Below are 18262 nucleotides of genomic sequence, written 5' to 3'. Positions count from 1 at the left end.
CGTCTGCCACCATTCGTTCATCTGTGTGGTGCTGAGCGCGGTAAGGGGGGTCCGTGTCCGGCTTTGTCTTTGTCTTTCTACGGGTGCGGGCGCACCGTCTCCTGCTGACCGCTGCCCTGCTGTCAGTGCTGCTCACCAGCACGGTGCTCGCGACGCTGACCGCCTTCTCCGGCGCGATCGGGGACGCGGGGCTGCGGCAGGCCCTGCGGACCCGCGCCGCCCCGGCTGCCGCGCTCCAGGTGAAGGCCCAACTTCCCACCGTGCAAAGGCAGTCGGCGGACCGGGCGGTCGCCCGGGGCGCCCGGCGGGCCTTCGACGGGCTGCCGTTCACGGTCCGTACGCTGGTCCGCTCCGGGCCGTACGGCCTGCCCCGTACGCTCCGGTCGCCCCCCGCGCCCAAGGATGAACCGGATCTCACCCAGCTCGCCGCCCTGGACCGCTCCCGGCTCACCCTCACCGCCGGCCACTGGCCCACGGCGGTCCGGCGCGGGCCGCTGCCCGTCGCGATGCCGGCCGCCGCGGCCGCCCGGCTGGGGATCGCGCCCGGCCGGCGGCTCACCCTCGACAACCGGCTCTCCGGCTCCGCCCACTTGACGGTCGAGGTCACCGGCGTCTACCGGCCCACCGACCGCAGCGACCCGTACTGGAAGCTCGACGACCTCGGCGGGCGCGGGGTGCGCACCATCGGATTCACCACCTACGGGCCGCTGTACACCGATCCGGCGGCGTTCCGCGGCGGGGCGGCCAGGGGCGGCGGGGCGGCCCCCGGCGGCGGGGTGGCCCAGGACTCGGTGGGCTGGCTCGCCACCGCCGACTTCCGCCCGCTGACCGCGGACCGGCTGCCCGCACTGAGCGCCGCCGCCGCAGCCGCCCCCAAAGCGCTGATGGCCGATCCGGCGTTCGCGGGCCAGGCCACCGCCACCACCGGCCTCCCCGACGCACTGGGGCAGTTGCAGCGGGCGCTGCTGGTCAACCGCTCGACGATCCTGATCGTCGCGCTGCAGCTGATCCTGCTGGCCGGCTGTGCCCTGCTGCTGGTCGCCCGGATGCTGAGCACCGAACGGGCCGGCGAGACGGCGCTGTTGCGGGCCCGGGGCGGCTCCCGGCGGCGGATCGCGGGGCTGGCCCTGGCCGAGTCGCTGCTGCTGGCCGCACCGGCCGCCCTCGGCGCGCCGCTGTTGACCGGCCCGCTGCTGCATCTGCTGGCCGGCCACGGCCCGTCGGCCCGCATCGGGCTGCCGCTGGACACCGGCCTCACCGGCGCGACCTGGCTGACCGGCAGCGCCGTGGCGCTGGGCTGCGCCCTCGCGGTCGCCGCACCAGCGCTGCTGCGCACCGGCCCGGCCGGCCCCAACACCCGGCGGGCGCGGGCGCTGCCCGGTGCGGCGGGGGTCGCCCCTGTGCGAACGGAGTGGCGAGCGTGGGGAAGGACGGGCGCGGACGTCGGGCTGCTGGTGATCGCCGGCGTCGCCTTCTGGCAGCTCCAGCGGCAGACGGCGGGCGACGGCGCGGGCAGCGGGGTGCTGACCGGGGACACCACCGGCCGGCTCGGTATCGATCCGGTGCTGGTGGCCGCCCCGGCGCTGGCGCTGCTCGCGGGGACGGTGCTGACGTTGCGGCTGCTGCCGCTCGCCGCGCGGCTTGCCGAGCGGGGCGCGGCCCGCGGGCGGGGGCTCGCCGCGCCGCTGGCCGGCTGGCAGATCAGCCGCCGCCCGCAGCGTGGCGCCGGCCCCGTGCTGCTGCTGGTGCTGGCCACCGCGCTGGGCATGCTGGCGATCGGCCAGGGCGCGTCCTGGGACCGTTCGCAGGACGACCAGGCCGATTTCCGCGCGGCCGCACCGGTGCGCGTCCTGGCGAGCCGGACCCCGCAGTGGGGCCAGGGCGGGGCGTACGCGGACGTGCCCGGGGTGGCCGCGGCGCTGCCCGCCGGGCTGACCGGACTCGATCTGCCGGACGGCAAGAACTCCTCGCTGCTCGCCCTGGACACCCGGCAGTCGGCGGGGGCCCTGCTGCTGCGCGGCGACCTGGTGGGCGGCGCCGCCGACGACCCGGCGAGCACGGCGGCGGACCGGCTGCTGCGCGCGGTGGCACCGCACGACGAGCCCCCGGCGGGCGTGGAACTGCCCCCGCACACCGACCGGTTACGGCTGACCGCGACCCTGCGCTCGCTGCGGACGCTGCCGCCCTCCCAGCGGCCGCCGATGGCCGACGCGGACACCGACCCGCAGGACACCGGCCCGGTGCCCGCGACCCTCTCCGCCCTCCTCACCGACGGCCACGGCGTCCCGTCCGCCCTCCCGCTCGGCTCGCTCGCGGCCGACGGCCGGCCGCACACCCTCACCGCGGACCTCGCCGTCGCGGCCGGCGCCCCGGCGGGCCGCCCGGCCGGTCCGCTGCGGCTGACCGGCCTGGTCGCCGGCCTGGACCAACCGCCGGTCGCGCACCGGCAGCAGCTCACCGTCACCGCCGCCGAGGCCACCGCCGGCGACGCCCCGCCCCGGCCCCTCGCCGCCCCCGCCGCCCTCCGCTGGCAGCCGAAGATCACCGATACCAGCAGCTCCGTGGGCGAGGCGTTCGGGCCCAGGGCGGGCCGGGCCGAGGTCCCGCGCGGCGGGCTGCTGTCCCAGACCTATGACACCGGAGCCCGGCTGGATTCGTACGGTGCGTCGGTGACGACGGTACGGATCACCGCCGCGCATGCCGCGCGGCCGCCGCTCCCCGCCGTCGCCACCGGGGCTTTTCTGCGCGCCAGCGGATCGAAGACCGGCTCCGTCGTCGAGATACCGGTCAACGGGCAGCCGCTGAAGGCCCGCATCATACGGGCGGTCCCCGCGCTGCCGGGGCCGGCGGACGCACCGGCCAGCGGCGGACTGCTGGTCGACCTCGGCGCCGTCAACGAGGCGCTGTCCGACCGCGGTGCCCCGCCGCTGACCGCCGGCGAGTGGTGGCTGCGCCCCGCGCCGGGCGCGACGGGCCGGGTCGTCGAGGCGCTGCGGACCCGCCCGGACACCGACCCGGACCAGGTCCTGGTCCGCGACGAGATCGCCGGCCAACTGCACGACGATCCGCTGGGGCTCGGCCCGCAGACCGCGCTGGGAGCGGCCGCCGCGGCCGCCGTCGCGCTGGCGGCGGTCGGCTTCGGGGTCGGTGCCGCCGCCTCCGTCCGCGAACGGACCAGGGAATTCGCGGTGTTACGTGCCCTGGGGGCGCCGCGGGGGCAGCCGGCCCGGATGATCGCCGCCGAACAGGGCGTCCTGATCGCGCTGGCCCTGGGCGTCGGCGCGGCGCTGGGCACGGCGCTGACCCGGGCGGTCGTGCCGCTGGTCGTGCTCACCGAACAGGCGGGCCGACCGCAGCCGCCGGTGCTGGTGGAGCTGCCGCCCGGCCCGGTGGTGGCGCTGCTGGCGGCGGTCGCGGCGGTGCCGCTGCTGGCCGTCGCGGCCCTCGGACTGCGCCCCGGCGACCCGGTGCAGGCCCTGCGCAGCCAAGGAGCACGGTGATGACCCGGCCCGCCATGGCCCCCGCCGGACGGGGTGAGCGCCGGTGAACGCCCTGACCCGGACGGACTGGCTGCGCGCCCGGCTGCGTGCCTCGCGCCCGGCGGCACTGGCGCTGGGCGCGCTGGTGCTGGTCACGGCCTTCCTGGCGGCGGCGTTCCCGCGCGGGGTGGCGGCGTACGAGACCGATGGGGTGCGCCATGCGCTCGGCTCGGTGCCGCCCGCTCAGCGGACGGTGGAGATCACCGTCTCGCGCACGGACCTGGCCGGCGGCGACCCCGCGGCCGCCTACGCCGGGCCGGAGCTCGCCCGCCAGGACCGGGCGATCCGGGGGCAGTTCACCGCCCCGCTGCGGATCGCCGGGGGCGACGCCATGTACGGCGTCCGCACCACCAAGGCCCCGGCCGCACAAGACGCCTGGCTGCCCCGGCCGGAGGGTCTCGCCCCCCTCCTCTCCTTGTACGCGGCCTCCGGCCTGGACCGGCACGCCACCGTCACCGAGGGCCGGCTGCCGCACGCCGCGCGGCCGGGGGCGCGCACTCTGGAGGCGGCGGTCACCGTCGCCACCGCCCGGACCCTCCGGCTGCACCTCGGCAGCCGGCTGCATCTGGACGGCCTGACGGTACGGATCTGCGGGCTGCTCACCCCGCGGGCCCCGCAGGGCGCGTACTGGGCGGTGGACCCGCTGATGGCCGCCGCCCGCCAGGATGTGTCACCGGGCCCGCCGCCGCAGAGGTACTGGCGGGCCGGTCTGCTGCTGTCGCCGCAGGACGGACCGGCGCTGCCGGCCGCCGGCGAGCCGGAGAAGTTCTGGCGCTACCCCCTCGACCCCGGCGCGCTGACCGCCCGGGACGCCCCGCTGCTGCGGGAGAGGGTGGTCTCCCTCGAACACGGCGTGGCCCTCGCCCGGTTGCGCACGGTCGCGGGCGCCGGCGCGCTGGCCGACAGCGCGGTGGACGGGCTGCTGGACTCCTTCGCACGGACCCGGGCGGCGATCGCGCCGGTCATCGCGGTGGCCGCGTGCGGGATCGGCACCGTGGCATCGGTGGTGCTGCTGATGACCGCCGGACTGGCCGCGTCCCGCCGGCACGCCGAACTGGCCCTGCTGCGGGCCCGCGGCGCCTCGCTGGCCGGGCTGACCGGGCACCTGGCGGCGGAGACCGCCGCGGTGGCACTGCCCGCGGCCGCGGCCGGCGGCGGTCTGGCGCTACTGGTGCCCGGTGAACGGATGCTGCCCTCGCTGCTGGCGGCGGCCGGGACCGGGCTGCTGGGCACGCTCGCCCTGCCGCTGCGGGCCGCCGTCGCCCACCGCCGGCCCCGCCCCGCCGAGCGGACCGACCTGATCCGGGCCCGCCCCTCCCGGCGCCGTACGGTCGCCGAACTGACCGTGCTGGTACTGGCGGTGGGTGCGGTGCTCGCGCTGCGCCGCCGGAGTACGGCGGCCGGCGGGGTGGACCTCCTGGTCAGCGCGGCCCCGGTGCTGCTCGCGGGGATCGCCGCGCTGGTCCTGATACGGCTGTACCCCCTCCCGCTGCGGCTGGCCGCCCGTCCCGCCGCCCGGACCGCCGGGCTGACCGGGTTCCTGGCGCTGGCCCGCGCGGGCCGCGCCCCGGCCACCGCCGGGCTGCCGCTGCTGGCCCTGGTGGTGGCGCTGACCACGGCCTCCTTCGGGGGCTCGGTGCTCGCCGGGGTCGCGACCGCACGCGATCACGCGGCGCTGACCGCGGTCGGCGCCGAGGCCCGGATCTCCGCCGGCCATGCCCTCCCCGAGGCGCTGCGCCGAGCGGTCGGCAAGGTGCCGGGCGTCGCGGACGCCGTACCGGTACGGATCAGCATCCAGGCCGCCGACGACAGCGGTCCGCCGCTCTATCTGGTCATCGCCGACGCCGAGGCCTACGCCCGGCTCGCCCGCGCCACCGGCCTCGGCGCGTTCGCCGCGCGGGAACTGGCCGACCCCGGCGGCGACCGGCCGCTGCCCGCGCTGGTCTCCCCCAGCTTCGTGACCCGCTTCGGGCGCGCACCGATGGCCCTGCAGCCGGAGTTCGGCCAGCTGGTGATCCGTCCCCAGGTCGTCCGCAGCGACACTCCCGCGCAGCCCGGCGGCGACTTCGTCGTGCTCAACGCCCGGAGCGTGGCCCGGCTGCACCCGGACACCTACGCCGACCCCGCCAACGGCCCCTCCCTCCTGCTGCTGTCCGGCCACGCCCTCGACGCCGGGGCGCTGCGCACCGCCGTCCGCACCCACACCCCGCCGTCGCTGCCCACCCGGCTGACCCTGCGCTCCGCCGAACGCGCCGAGCTGGCCGACTCGCCGCTCCAGCAGGGCGCGGAGCGCCTCTACGCCGCCGCCGTCGTGGCCGGTGCCGGCTTCGCCCTGCTCGCCCTGCTGCTGTCCCTCCTCCAGGCCGCCCCGCAGCGCACCCAACTCCTGGCCAGGCTGCGCACGATGGGCCTGACCCCGGCCCAGGGGCGACGTCTGCTGGTCCTGGAAGCGCTGCCGCAGGCGCTGCTCGCGGCCCTCGGCGGCGCGCTGGTCGGGGCCGCGGCGATCCGGCTGCTGGGCCCGGGGATGGACCTCACCCCGCTCGCCCTCCCCGGCGCCCCGGGAGGCGGCGCCCGGGGCACCGTACGCATACCAACCGATCCCGCGTCCCTGCTGCTGCCGTCGGCGGGCGTGCTCGCCCTGGCCCTTGCGGTGGTCCTGGCCCAGGCCTGGCTGAGCGGACGGCGCCGCGAGAGCACCGAGTTGAGAGCGGGGGACCCCCGATGACCACACGGCCCGATGACGCCACACCTGACGCCACACCGCCGACGGCGCACGACCCCGAGGCGGCCCCGGCCGCCCGGCCTCGCCCCACCGCACCCAGCACCCTGGCCGAGCTGGAGCGCCGCGCGGCCTCCCGGCACGGGCGCCCCTCCTACGGGCATGACGCACTGATCGCCTGCGACCGCCTGGTACGGGTCTTCACCACCGACGGTGTCGAAGTGCAGGCCCTGCAAGGGCTCGATCTGCTGGTCGCCGAGGGCGAGTTGATGGCGCTGGTCGGGGCGTCCGGCAGCGGCAAGTCCACCCTGATGAACATCCTGGCCGGCCTGGACGTGCCGACCGCCGGCGCCGCCACGGTCGCCGGCCGCGATCTGCTGACGATGGACGCCCGGGCCCGGCTCGGCTACCGCCGCGACGTCGTCGGCTTCGTCTGGCAGCAGACCGCCCGCAACCTCCTGCCGTATCTGACGGCCCAGCAGAACGTCATGCTGCCGATGCAGCTGCACGGCGGCCGGCGGCGGGCGGCCCGTACGAAGGCGGCCGCGGAACTGCTGTCGATGCTCGCCCTCGACCACTGCCGGGACCGCCGTCCGCACCAGCTCTCCGGCGGCGAGCAGCAGCGCACCGCGATCGCGGTGGCACTGGCCAACACCCCGTCCGTACTGCTGGCCGACGAGCCCACCGGCGAACTGGACTCGCACACCGCCGAGCAGGTCTTCACGGCCTTCCGCACCGCCAACGAGGAGCTGGGCACCACGATCGTGATCGTCACCCACGACCAGGCGGTGGCGGGCGAGGTACGGCGCACGGTCGCGATCCGCGACGGCCGTACGTCCTCGGAGGTGCTGCGGCGCACCGAACGAGATGCCGCAACCGGCCGGGAATCCCTGGTGGCCCGCGAGTACGCCATGCTCGACCGCGCAGGCCGGCTCCAGCTTCCGGCCGAGTACACCCACAGCCTGGGCATGGAACACCGCGTCCTGCTGGAGCTGGAGAGCGACCACATCGGCGTCTGGCCGGACCGCACGGCTGATGGGGCGGCACGGGGGCGCGAGACGGGCGGGGAGGGAGGCAGGGACGGAGACAGGGGCGGGGGTGGCGGCAGTGGCCGGGACGAAAGCCGGGACGGGGACGAAGTCACCGAGGAGGACAGCTAGTTCGGCCGCCTCGCGTGTGTCCTGTTGCGTCCGGCCCGGCCGCCACCGGCGGGGCCGGGCCTCTCAGACCGGCGTAACCGTGAGCCCCGACAACCCGGTCGCCCCCGCGGCGCCCCCGGTCCGTACGGCGATCGACCCGTAGGGGGTGCTCAGCCGCAGCCAGCCGCCCGCGGACAGCAGACTCAGCGGCTGGGGACGGGAGTCGGCGGCGCCGGAGGACGTGCCACCGCCCGCCAGTGCCCCGGCCCGGGCCGGACGCAGAAAGCCCAGCGACTGCGCGGCATGGGCGGCGCGCAGCGGAAGGTGGGTGTCGCCGAGGGTGCGCGACCAGATCTCCCGGCCGATACGGTCCCGTGCGGCACGGGTGCGGTGCTGCGGCTCCAGCGCCTCGTCCCGGGACCGGAATTCGGCGACCGCGGCGGCCACCGCGCGTACCAGCGCCTCGGGCGCGGGCAGCCCCGGCACCCGCTGCCAGCCGCCGCGCGGCGGCAGCACCCCGGTCCACGGCGGGCCGGTGACCGCGGCGGGCACGGTCACCTCGTCCGACGACTCCTCGATGCCTTCGAGGAGTTCACCGGCCGAGACGGTGCTGTCCAGGTCCGTGTCCCCGGCGAGCCGGGCGGTGCGGATCGCCAGCACCTCGAAGGACGGCGGGCGGCCGAAGACGGCGAGCACACCGCCGCCGGCCTGGAGGCGTACCGCGGCGGCCTTGTCGTAGTGGATCAGCCGGGCCAGGAAGGCAGCGAGATCCGCCGCCTCCCCGGCGTCGGCGAGGTGCAGCACCGTCATACCGCGACGGCCCCCCGCTGGTGCGCGGCGTCGTCCAGATACTCCTTGAGGATCGTCTTCTCCTCCGCGGTGAGGCGGCGGGGGCGGTTCTCGGTGAAGTCGAACGGGACGACGACGGTCGAGGCCCGCAGATAGAGGGTGTCCTCATCCTTGACCTCGTAGCCGACCGTCATCGACGCGGCGCTGATCTTCGTCACCCACAACTCGACGGTCACCGGGGCATGCCGGTGGACCAGCGGCCGCACATAGTCGATCTCGTGCCGGGCGACGACCGAGCCGCCCGTGAACGACGGGCTGCCGTCCCCCGGCGCCAGCCGGTGCATGAAGTCGATCCGCGCCTCTTCGAGGTAGCGGACGAACACCGCGTTGTTGACATGGCCGAACGCGTCCATGTCCGACCAGCGCAGGGGGCAGGAGTAGAGGTGTCGCACGACGGTCAGCCCCGGGTGAGCTTCTTGTACGTGGCGCGGTGCGGACGGGCCGCATCCGCACCGAGGCGCTCGACCTTGTTCTTCTCGTAGGACTCGAAGTTGCCCTCGAACCAGAACCACCTGGAGTCGCCCTCGTACGCCAGGATGTGCGTGGCGACGCGGTCGAGGAACCAGCGGTCGTGGGAGACGACCACGGCGCAGCCCGGGAACTCCAGCAGCGCGTTCTCCAGCGAGGACAGGGTCTCGACGTCGAGGTCGTTGGTCGGCTCGTCGAGGAGCAGGAGGTTGCCGCCCTGCTTGAGGGTGAGCGCGAGGTTGAGGCGGTTGCGCTCACCGCCGGAGAGCACCCCGGCCGGCTTCTGCTGGTCCGGCCCCTTGAAGCCGAAGGCGCTCACATAGGCACGCGAGGGCATCTCGACCTGGCCGACGTTGATGTAGTCCAGCTCGTCGGAGACCACGGCCCACAGGGTCTTCTTGGGGTCGATGTTCTCGCGGCTCTGGTCGACGTAGGAGATCTTGACGGTCTCGCCGACCTTGATGTCGCCGGAGTCCGGGGTCTCCAGGCCCTGGAGCATCTTGAACAGCGTGGTCTTGCCGGCGCCGTTCGGGCCGATGACACCGACGATGCCGTTACGGGGCAGGGTGAAGCTCAGGTCGTCGATCAGGACCTTCTCGCCGAAGGCCTTGTTGAGCTTGTCGACCTCGACGACGACATTGCCCAGGCGCGGGCCCGGCGGGATCTGGATCTCCTCGAAGTCCAGCTTCCGCATCTTGTCGGCCTCGGCCGCCATCTCCTCGTAACGGGCCAGTCGCGACTTCGACTTGGCCTGCCGCCCCTTGGCGTTGGAGCGGACCCACTCCAGCTCTTCCTTCAGACGCTTGGCACGCTTGGCGTCCTTCTGGCCCTCGACCTTGAGACGGGTCTGCTTGGTCTCGAGGTACTTGGAGTAGTTGCCCTCGTAGCCGTGCAGGCGGCCGCGGTCGACCTCGCAGATCCACTGGGCGACGTGGTCGAGGAAGTACCGGTCGTGGGTGACGGCGACGACGGTGCCGGGGTACTTCGCGAGGTGCTGCTCCAGCCACTGCACGGACTCGGCGTCCAGGTGGTTGGTGGGCTCGTCGAGGAGCAGCAGGTCGGGGGCCTCCAGCAGCAGCTTGCACAGCGCGACGCGGCGGCGCTCACCACCGGAGAGGTTGGTGACCGGCCAGTCGCCGGGCGGGCAGCCGAGCGCGTCCATGGCCTGCTCCAGCTGGGTGTCCAGGTCCCACGCGTTGGCGTGGTCGAGGTCCTCCTGGAGCTTGCCCATCTCCTCCATCAGCGCGTCGGAGTAGTCGGTCGCCATGAGTTCGGCGACCTCGTTGAAGCGGTGGAGCTTGCCCATGACCTCGGCGGCGCCGTCCTGCACGTTCTGCAGCACCGTCTTGGACTCGTCCAGCGGCGGCTCCTGCAGGAGCATGCCGACGGTGTAGCCCGGGGAGAGGAACGCGTCGCCGTTCGACGGCTGCTCAAGACCGGCCATGATCTTCAGCACCGTCGACTTACCGGCGCCGTTGGGACCCACGACACCGATCTTTGCGCCCGGCAGGAAGCTCAGCGTCACGTCATCGAGGATGACCTTGTCGCCGTGCGCCTTGCGCGCCTTGCGCATCGTGTAGATGTACTCAGCCAAGAGAAACCGTCCGGCAGATTGGATCGATCAGGGTCTGTGCGGCACCGCCCCGGGCCGTCGTACGCGGTGACCGGGGGAGGGCAGATACACCCCATCTTGCCGTACGCCTGTGCTCTGGCGGAAACGAGTAGGTCAGAGCGCCCCTGCTCAGCCCTGACCTGCCACGACGTGGTGGCTGCTCGGTTGCTCTCCGTCATCGTCACGCCCGGCCGAACGGAGGGGCGCCGGCGCGGGGGGACGGGAGCGCCGCCACGGGGGCACGGGGCTGCGCCGCCGCTAGGGGACGGGGCGGAGCCGTCGCTCGTGCACGGGCACCTCGCCCACATGCCCTCCGGCCGGCCCCCGCCTGGCCTGCCCGGCGTCCGTCATCGCGGAACGGACGGTGCCGTCGCTGGGGGACCCGGGTCGCCCGGGGCACGCGAACGCCGAAGGCCCCGGAGCGCCGCTGCGCTCCGGGGCCTTCACGTACTCGACCGGTTACCGCCCGCTCACCGGCGGGTCAAGGGGCGGTCGCCGGCTGCAACCGGGCGCCCGGCTCCACGGAGGTTGGGTTCGGGCGGCTTCCGTGTCGCCGGGCGTCACCGGGTGCCCGGAGTTCACTGGGCGGGGGTGCCGACCTTCTTCTTACGGAGGAAGAACACCGCGGCGCCGCCGACCAGGACCAGGACGACCGCGATACCAGCGATCATCGGGGTGGCGCTGCTGGAGCCGGTCTCGGCGAGGTCGCCGCCCTTGTCACCGCCGGTGCTGCCACCGACCGAGGCCGGGCTGGGCTGCGAGGAGGGCTTGCCGCCGCCGCTGCCGGCGGTCTTGCAGTCCAGGACCCCGGAGAAGGACTTCTTGAAGCCGCCCGCACCCGTGATCGTGATGTTGTACGGCTGGTCCTCGGCCACCGGGACGGTCACGGTCTGCGACTTGCCCGGGGCGATCTCGTAGTCCTTGCCGGAGAGCTGGAAGCGGAACGCCTCATCGCCCTTGTTGCTGGCCGTGACATCCACGCCGCCCTTGGCGCAGTTCTTCTCGGCGGTGATCGCCGGGATGGCGCCCTGCTTCTTCCAGGAGGCCGAGGCGGCCGCGGAGACCGTGGACTCGCTGGAGCCGGCCAGGATCTGGGTCTGGCTCTTGGCGTGCTCACCGATGCCGGTGAAGGCGCGGCCGACCGGGACCTTGGTGGCGGCCTGCGCGGTCAGCGAGGTGCTGCCGTCCGCGGCGCCCTTGGGCACGTCGAAGAACAGCTGGGTGCCATCGGTGGCGCTGGTGGCCGGCTTGCCGTCCTTGCCGACGATCTTGACACCGGCAGGCGCACCGGCCGCCGGGGAGATCGTGACGCTGTCGGCGTTGGTGTGCACGGTGACCGGGCCGAGCTTGCCGCCGGACTTACCGGAGACGGCCGGGGGGTCGAGCGTCAGCGACGCCTTGGGCTCGCCGACGTTCTGCGCGCTCTTCTCGAGGTAGTCGGCGAGCTTCTCGGCCGCCGGGTCGACCGCGTCCACCTTGACGTGGTCGGAGAAGCGCCAGATCGCGACCTGGGTGCCGGCCGCGGCGGTCTTCTCGGTGAGGTTGCCGGCGCCGGCCTTGGAGGCGAGCGCGGCCAGGTCGTTCACCTGGGGGTACGAGTTCTGCAGAATCCAGCGGATCTTGCCCGCGTCCCCGTTGTTGTGCAGCGACGAGGCGCTCCAGGGCACTTCCTGGTACTTCGCCTGCTGCTGCGTCGGGTTGTGGATGTCGATGCAGTACGTCTGGAGCGTGCCGCCGTTGTCGACCGCCATCTCGAAGAGGCCCGCGCCGACGCGCTGGTCCCCTCCCTCGTTGTGCACGACCGCCTGGTCGAAGGTCTTCAGCCCGCCCAGCGTGGCGGTGGCACCCCCGTGAGCGGGGGTCGTCTCGTCCGCCGCGGCAGTCCCCGCGGTGGCTATCGCACCCGCCGCGACCAGGCCCGAGGCCATGACCGCGGCGGCAAGGCGGGCTGCGCCCCGCCTCTTCATGGAAAGCATGAAATTCCCCTCTGGGCGAGGCGGTCGAGTGGGAGAGGATGCCTCGCCGGAAAGATCCAAAGAACTCAGCAGCCGAACACGTCAGCCCCCGTGAGTACTTGTCGGATCTTATGGAGCAGGCGCACCAGGGTCCCCAGTAATGGCATCCCATAAGCGATCCGAATCGCAATCGTTACCGATAACGGGCACCCTGACCTGGCATTATCGACAAATCAACGGGACTTTTCAGGATACTGCCACCTTCTCGGGCGAATCTGCTCCGGCTGTGGCCGGTGCGACGGAGGGATCCGGAGGCTCAACGGGTGGCGAAACAGGGGGGATTGTCGAGGATTCAACGGCCTGAGGCGCCCCGGCCCTTGCGGGTGTCCCGGCGGCCGGGGGCTTCTCGGCGACGGCCGCGGGCCTCTCGGCGGCGGCCGGGACCACGGGAACCTTGCGACTCCCGCCGGCCGTCGGGACCACGGGAACCTTCCGACCCCCGCCGGCCGTCGGCGCCACCGGATCCTCCCTGCGCCCACTGGCCGTGCTCGCCGGGCGGCTCAGCGCCTTGGCAGGTGCGGTCCCGGCAGCGGACAACGCCTCGTCCCGGCTCCCCTGTTGCGGCAGTTGCGCGGGCCCGGGTGACTGCCACAGCTGTGAGGATTCCGGTGTCTGCACAGCTTGCGGTGACCCCGGTGTCTGCTCAGCTTGCGGTGCCCCCTGCGGCTGCGCGGCGGGCGCTGACCCCGATGACTGCGCAGGTGGCTGGGACGGCTGCGGTGAGGAGGGCGCGGTGGAGTCCATACCCGTACGCGCCGTCCGCGCGACTCTGCGGAACGCGGCGGTGCCACGCGCGAGATCGTGGCCGATCGCCACGGCGTCGACCTCCGCCGAGAACCATCGCTGCCCGCCCCGCTCGGGAGACTGCTCCCCTTCCCGCAGCCGCAACCGCCCCTGGACGATGAGTGGTTCCCCCACCGCCACCGACGCCGCGACATTGTCGGCGAGCCCGCGCCACGACCGGACCGTATAGAAACTCGTCTCCCCATCCGTCCAGCGCTCCAAGGCCTTGTCCCACCGCCGGGAGGTGGCCGCCAGCCGGAATCTCGCCACCGTCGCGCCCGCCGTTGTCTGCCGGTGCTCCACGGCCGTCGCGGCATTCCCCACCAGCGTCACCATCGTGTCGTTCACGGACCACGCCCCCCTGTGTCGTGTGCGCGCTGTCGCCTTGTGCCGCGCGCTGCGTGGATCTCATGCTGCACGGGTTCGGCGAGCGCCGCAGCGGCGTGTGGACGGCCGGCCGCCTGTGGACAACTCGGCCACCCGGAAGGGTTATCGCGAGGGAGCGCGGCCGGATGTCCGGAGCCCGGCGGGCGCAGCTGCCCTTCGCCTCACGCCCGCCTGCTTCCCGCCCTTCCGGCTCCCCCTCCCTCCTGTTCCCCGGGCCCTTCCTGCGGCCCGGGCCCTTCCTGCGGCCCGTCCCCCCGTCACACCCCCGACGCCACCGCGTACTGCTCCCGCACCTCGCGATAGCGCAACAGCTCGGCGGCGACCGGCTCCAGGACCCGTGCCCGGCCGCACCCCGCCGCCGCACCCCGCAACCGCCGCTCCGCGTCCTGCCCGTAGCGCCTGGCCGGCCCGCGTGCCACCGCCCGGCACAGCCATGTCAGGGCGGGCCCGCCCAGCAAGCCCAGCACCGCAGGCGACAGCCCGGAGATCCAGTCCGTCCCGTCACCGAGACCCGTGACCACACCCAGCAGCCACAGGACGCCGACGACTTGGAGTACGAGCAGCAGCCCCTGCAGCGAGGCGGCAACCGTCCACCACCGCGGCTTCACGGCCGGCCCGCCCCGCAGCGACTCCTCGGCAGCGGCCGCCGCCTTGTCCAGCGCTTCGGGCAGTCCGTACGCACCCCGCTCGGCCGCCTCCCGCACCGCCTGGGCCCAGGGCGCCGGCAAGCCGTGCGCCGCCTCACCGGCCACCGCCCGTACGGCATGCTCCACCACGGGCCGCGCCGCCGCCCGACCGTCCACCGCCGGCTCCGCGCCACCGGCCGAACTCCCGCCCGCCCGCAGGTGACCGGACGCACCCGGCTCTCCCATGAGGCCCTGCCGCACCCCGCTCCGCCCGGTACCGGTCTGTCCGGAGCCGGCCCTCCCGGTTCCCGTCGGCCCGGACTCCGTTCCCCGGCCCGCCTCGCCGCGGCCCGCGCAGATCTGTCCCTGCACGGCCTTCCCGGCGCCAGGCCTTCCGCGCCGGGAGGCTCCCACCCCTGCCGTCGCTCCCCGGGACGCCCCCACACCCGTCGTCCCCACCCCGGAGCCGGGGTTCTCCCACCGGCTCCCCCGTCCTGCCCGCCGCCCCCGTAGCCGCGCCCACGGTGTCCCGCACGCGCGCTCCGCATGGCGCAGCCAATCGCGTTCCGCCGCCCGCCCGGTGGCCACCGCCCCCACCGCCTCGGCCAGCCGGTCATCGAACTCCGCCCGGGCCTGTTCGGTCAGCCCGACCGGGCACTGCGCCACGTACACCGACCGCAGCCGCTCGGCCGCCGCGTCCACATCAGCCGCCAGCCGCCGGTCCACCGCCCCCCGCTCCGCGACGAACTGACCCAGCGCCTCCTGCAGTTCCCCCACGCCCTTGCCGGTCGCGGCGGAGAGCGCCAGCACCGCCGCCCCGGGCTCCCCGTGCTCCCCCAGCGCCAGGCCGTCCTCGTCCAGCAACCGACGCAGATCGTCCACCACCTGGTCGGCGGCGTCCCCCGGCAGCCGGTCCACCTGGTTGAGGACGACGAACATGACTTCCGCGTAGCCCGCCAGCGGCCGCAAATACCGCTCGTGCAGCACCGCATCGGCGTACTTCTCCGGGTCCACCACCCAGATCACCGCGTCCACCAGCTCCAGCATCCGGTCCACCTGGGCGCGGTGCTCGGTGGCCGAGGAGTCGTGGTCGGGCAGGTCGATCAGAATGAGTCCGCGCAGCTCGGAGTTGGCGTCCGCGGGGGCGTGCCGACGATGCGTGGGCACACCCAGCCGGTGCAACAGCCCCTCCGCACCCGGCCGGCTGCCCGGCCAGACACAGGCCACCGGCTCCGCGGTCGTCGGCCGCCGCGGCCCGACCTGCGAACGGTTCGCCCCGGCCAGCGCGTTGAACAGCGACGACTTACCACTCCCGGTCGCCCCCGCTAGCGCTACGACGGTGTGCTCACCGGACAGCCGGAACCGCTCGTCCGCCGTCTCCAGCACCCTCCCCGCACTCTCCAGCGCCCGCCCGTCCAGCCGGGTACGGGACAGCGCGATCAGCTCCCGGAGCGCGTCCACCCGACCGCGCAGCCCGCCCCGCACGGCCCGCCGCCCCCCGTCCTCCGCCCACCGGTACCCGCTCCCCTCCGCCATGGTTTCCCCGCCCCTCGACCGCCGCGGACGGACCATGCCCTCCGTACGCGCCTCGGCACGCGACGCAGTGAACACCTCCCCGGAGCCCGCTTCCCCGTCCCAGGCCGCGGCCCCCGCCCTCCCCCGCGTCCCGTCGGCACGATCCCCGGCGGACGAGGCCACACCCGCCGCAACCGCCGACTCCACCCGCGCCCCGCTCACTCCGTCCCGCACCCCCGGCCGGGACACCCCCACATCCCGGGCCCGCCGCGCAATCAACCCGTCATCCCAGACGCCACCGGCTCCCGCCCCTACAACCTCCGCGGGCTCCACGGGCTCCGTGCACTCTTCCGGCTCCACAGACCCCACCGACCCCACCGATCCCCCGCCACCCACCGACGCCGCACCCTCCGCCGACCGCCCACCGACGTCACCCGCCGCCGTCCGTCCGCTCGCCCCCTCCCCCGACTCGCGTCCGTCCCCCGAGCCCTCCCCGGAACCGGTCACCTCGGACACCTTCACCCCGACACCCCCTCCTTCCCCATCGCCATCTCCCTCGCCATGGCCGTCTCCTCTTCTTTCCTCTGCTCCCGCTGTTTCTCGCGCTGCAATACGGACAGTGCGGCGATCAGCTCCGCCTGCTGGTCCGGGGGCACGGTCAGCTGGTCCAGCGGAGCCAGCCGCCGCTCCCGCTCACCGTGCAACGCGCGCTCCAGATACGTGGCCAGCAGCCGGCTGCCCCGTTCGCAGAGCCGCAGCGCACTCTGCGCCCCCAACAGGTCGGCGAGGTTCTCGCCCGCCGTACGGGCGCGACGGCCACCGAGCAGTGCGGTGGCCAACAGCGCCGCCGACTCCTCGGGCTCCACCGACCCCGCACGCTCACCGGCCTGACCGGCCCGGGCCTCGCGCGTCTCCTCCTCGGCGAGCTCCTCCAGGCAGCGCCGCCAGCGCCGGACGATCACACCGAGCCGTTCGCCCGCACCGGCCGCGCCTTCAGCCGTCGTCAACGCGACCTCGGCCGCCGCGGGATCGCGTCGCCAGGCGTCCGCGGACCGCTCATCGGCCTCCTCCACAGCGCAGGTCAGCAGCGAGGTGAGGCCATGGGTCAGGGCATCGAGCAACTCGTCCGACCGGCCGTCGAGCCCATGGTCACGCCAGTGGGCGCGAGCGTCCCCGGACAGCACCTCCCCGGCCGCGACCTCCTGCCGTACGCGCTCCGCGGCCCGCTCGTACGCCTCCTCGACCCGCCCGGCCAGCCGCAGCGCCGCGGCGTGCTGGGCGGCGGCGGCCCCGGCGAGTGCGGGCAGCCGGCTGCGCAGCGAGGCGATCACCCCGGTGGCCGTACGCTCCGCGGCGGCCGTGCGGGCCACGGGGTCCTGGGCATGCCGCTCCAGCCAGTCCCGCAGCGCCGCGACGGCCGTGGCGGGCAGCAGCCCGCGCCCGCCGCCGGCCGACTCGGGCAGCTCGGGAATCGTGAACCGCGGGACGTGGCCGAGACCGGCCCGCTGGAGAAGTTCCGCATACCGCCCGGAGATGTCGGTGGCGATCTGGTGCGGCACCCGGTCCAGCACGGTCACCAAGGTGACGTCGTACTCCTTGGCCGTCCGCAGGAGGTGCCAGGGAACCGCATCCGCATACCGGGCGGCCGTGGTGACCAGCACCCATACATCCGCCGCACAGATCAGCTCCGCGGCCAGCTCCCGGTTCCGCGCGACCAGCGAATCGATGTCAGGGGCATCCAGCAGCGCCAGACCGCTGGGCAGCGCCGGCTCCGTCTCGATCCGCACCGTGAACATCCCCGAACCCGCGGCCCCACCCGCCCCCTCATGCGCCCCAAAACCACCACCGACAGCACCCCCACCACCCGCATAGCCATATCCGGCCCCAAACGCGCCCTCCGCCTCACCACCCCCGTACACCTCACTCGCTTCACTCACTTCCTCTGCCTCACCCCCTACTCCTCTCCCCCGCTCCCCACCCGCCCCGCGCGGGCCACCACGCCCCTCACGCCCCGACCGCCCGCCCTCCCCGCCATGGAGCTCCTCAGCCATACGGCGCCCTTGAGCGCCCTGCACGCCACTCGACCCACGCCCGCCACCGGCCGCCACTCCGCCCCCTCCCCGGACCCCGAACTCCCCCCGGCCCAGGCCCGCACCCGCCGCGTACTCGCCCTCTCCGCCGTCGTCCTGCTCAGGCACCCACATCCGGGCGAGCTGCGGCAGGACACGCGGTCCCGCAAACCACCGGAGATCGTCGGGATGGCAGACCAGCACCGGCGTACGCGTCGTCGGACGCAGCACCCCCGCCTCCGAGACCCGCCGCCCCACCAGCGAATTCACCAGCGTGGACTTGCCCGCCCCGGTCGATCCGCCGATCACCGCGAGCAGGGGGGCCTGCGGGGAACGCAGGCGGGGAATCACATAGTCATCGAGCTGGGCGAGCAGCTCGGCCCGGTTGCGCCGGGCCCGGGCAGCCCCCCGAAGTGGCAGTGGAAAGCGTGCGGCGTCGACGCGGTCGCGCAGAACGGACAGTGCATCGAGCAGCCGGGGTCGTACGTCCAAGGTCGCCACATGTGCAGAATGCCCAATTTCGTTGCGCTTTTGAAGC

Annotated in this window: 10 protein-coding genes; 3 read left to right on the top strand and 7 right to left on the bottom strand. The window is 74.5% G+C overall.

Annotation, left to right across the window (positions count from 1 at the left end; genetic code table 11):
- The first annotated feature begins 53 nt into the window (after positions 1-53).
- Genes CPH93_RS22965 through CPH93_RS22955 form a run of 3 tightly spaced genes read left to right on the top strand, consistent with a single transcriptional unit; the run spans position 54 to position 7421 of the window.
- Positions 54-3500 (top strand): FtsX-like permease family protein, encoded by a 3447-nt coding sequence (locus CPH93_RS22965; protein ID WP_096213950.1) that lies wholly within the window; start codon positions 54-56, stop codon positions 3498-3500.
- A gap of 43 nt (positions 3501-3543) precedes the next feature.
- Positions 3544-6267 carry an FtsX-like permease family protein gene (locus CPH93_RS22960; protein WP_096213949.1) on the top strand — a complete coding sequence of 908 codons (2724 nt, stop codon included), beginning with the start codon at positions 3544-3546 and terminating at the stop codon, positions 6265-6267.
- The gene (locus CPH93_RS22955; protein ID WP_231976931.1) at positions 6264-7421 is read left to right on the top strand and encodes an ABC transporter ATP-binding protein; all 1158 of its coding nucleotides are present in this window, start codon (positions 6264-6266) and stop codon (positions 7419-7421) included. Before CPH93_RS22960 ends, CPH93_RS22955 begins: the two co-directional genes overlap by 4 nt.
- A 63-nt stretch (positions 7422-7484) precedes the next feature.
- Here the strand turns inward: CPH93_RS22955 and CPH93_RS22950 are convergent, their stop codons facing one another.
- The 7 genes from CPH93_RS22950 to CPH93_RS22920 all read right to left on the bottom strand — a co-directional run bounded on the left by CPH93_RS22950 (position 7485) and on the right by CPH93_RS22920 (position 18225).
- Entirely contained in the window at positions 7485-8210 is a 726-nt protein-coding gene (locus tag CPH93_RS22950; RefSeq protein WP_096213948.1) for a hypothetical protein, read from the bottom strand.
- A complete protein-coding gene (locus CPH93_RS22945) occupies positions 8207-8641 on the bottom strand; it encodes an acyl-CoA thioesterase (RefSeq protein ID WP_006605577.1) in 435 nt (144 codons plus the stop codon). Before CPH93_RS22945 ends, CPH93_RS22950 begins: the two co-directional genes overlap by 4 nt.
- A gap of 5 nt (positions 8642-8646) precedes the next feature.
- A complete protein-coding gene (gene ettA / locus CPH93_RS22940) occupies positions 8647-10311 on the bottom strand; it encodes an energy-dependent translational throttle protein EttA (protein WP_093483257.1) in 1665 nt (554 codons plus the stop codon).
- Between the two features lie 596 nt (positions 10312-10907).
- Positions 10908-12305, bottom strand: a complete 1398-nt coding sequence (locus CPH93_RS22935) for an LAETG motif-containing sortase-dependent surface protein (RefSeq protein ID WP_096213947.1) — start codon at positions 12303-12305, stop codon at positions 10908-10910.
- Positions 12306-12530: 225 nt separating this feature from the next.
- Positions 12531-13463, bottom strand: a complete 933-nt coding sequence (locus tag CPH93_RS37430) for a single-stranded DNA-binding protein (protein WP_331716999.1) — start codon at positions 13461-13463, stop codon at positions 12531-12533.
- A gap of 308 nt (positions 13464-13771) precedes the next feature.
- Positions 13772-15676, bottom strand: a complete 1905-nt coding sequence (locus CPH93_RS22925) for a YfjP family GTPase (protein ID WP_231976930.1) — start codon at positions 15674-15676, stop codon at positions 13772-13774.
- 497 nt (positions 15677-16173) lie between these two features.
- Positions 16174-18225 (bottom strand): GTPase domain-containing protein, encoded by a 2052-nt coding sequence (locus CPH93_RS22920; RefSeq protein ID WP_096213946.1) that lies wholly within the window; start codon positions 18223-18225, stop codon positions 16174-16176.
- Positions 18226-18262 lie beyond the last annotated feature (37 nt).

Origin of the sequence: Streptomyces sp. 2323.1, from assembly GCF_900221035.1 — a bacterium.
Taxonomy (GTDB): Bacteria; Actinomycetota; Actinomycetes; order Streptomycetales; family Streptomycetaceae; genus Streptomyces; species Streptomyces sioyaensis.
This window is presented reverse-complemented; position numbering and strand designations above follow the sequence as displayed.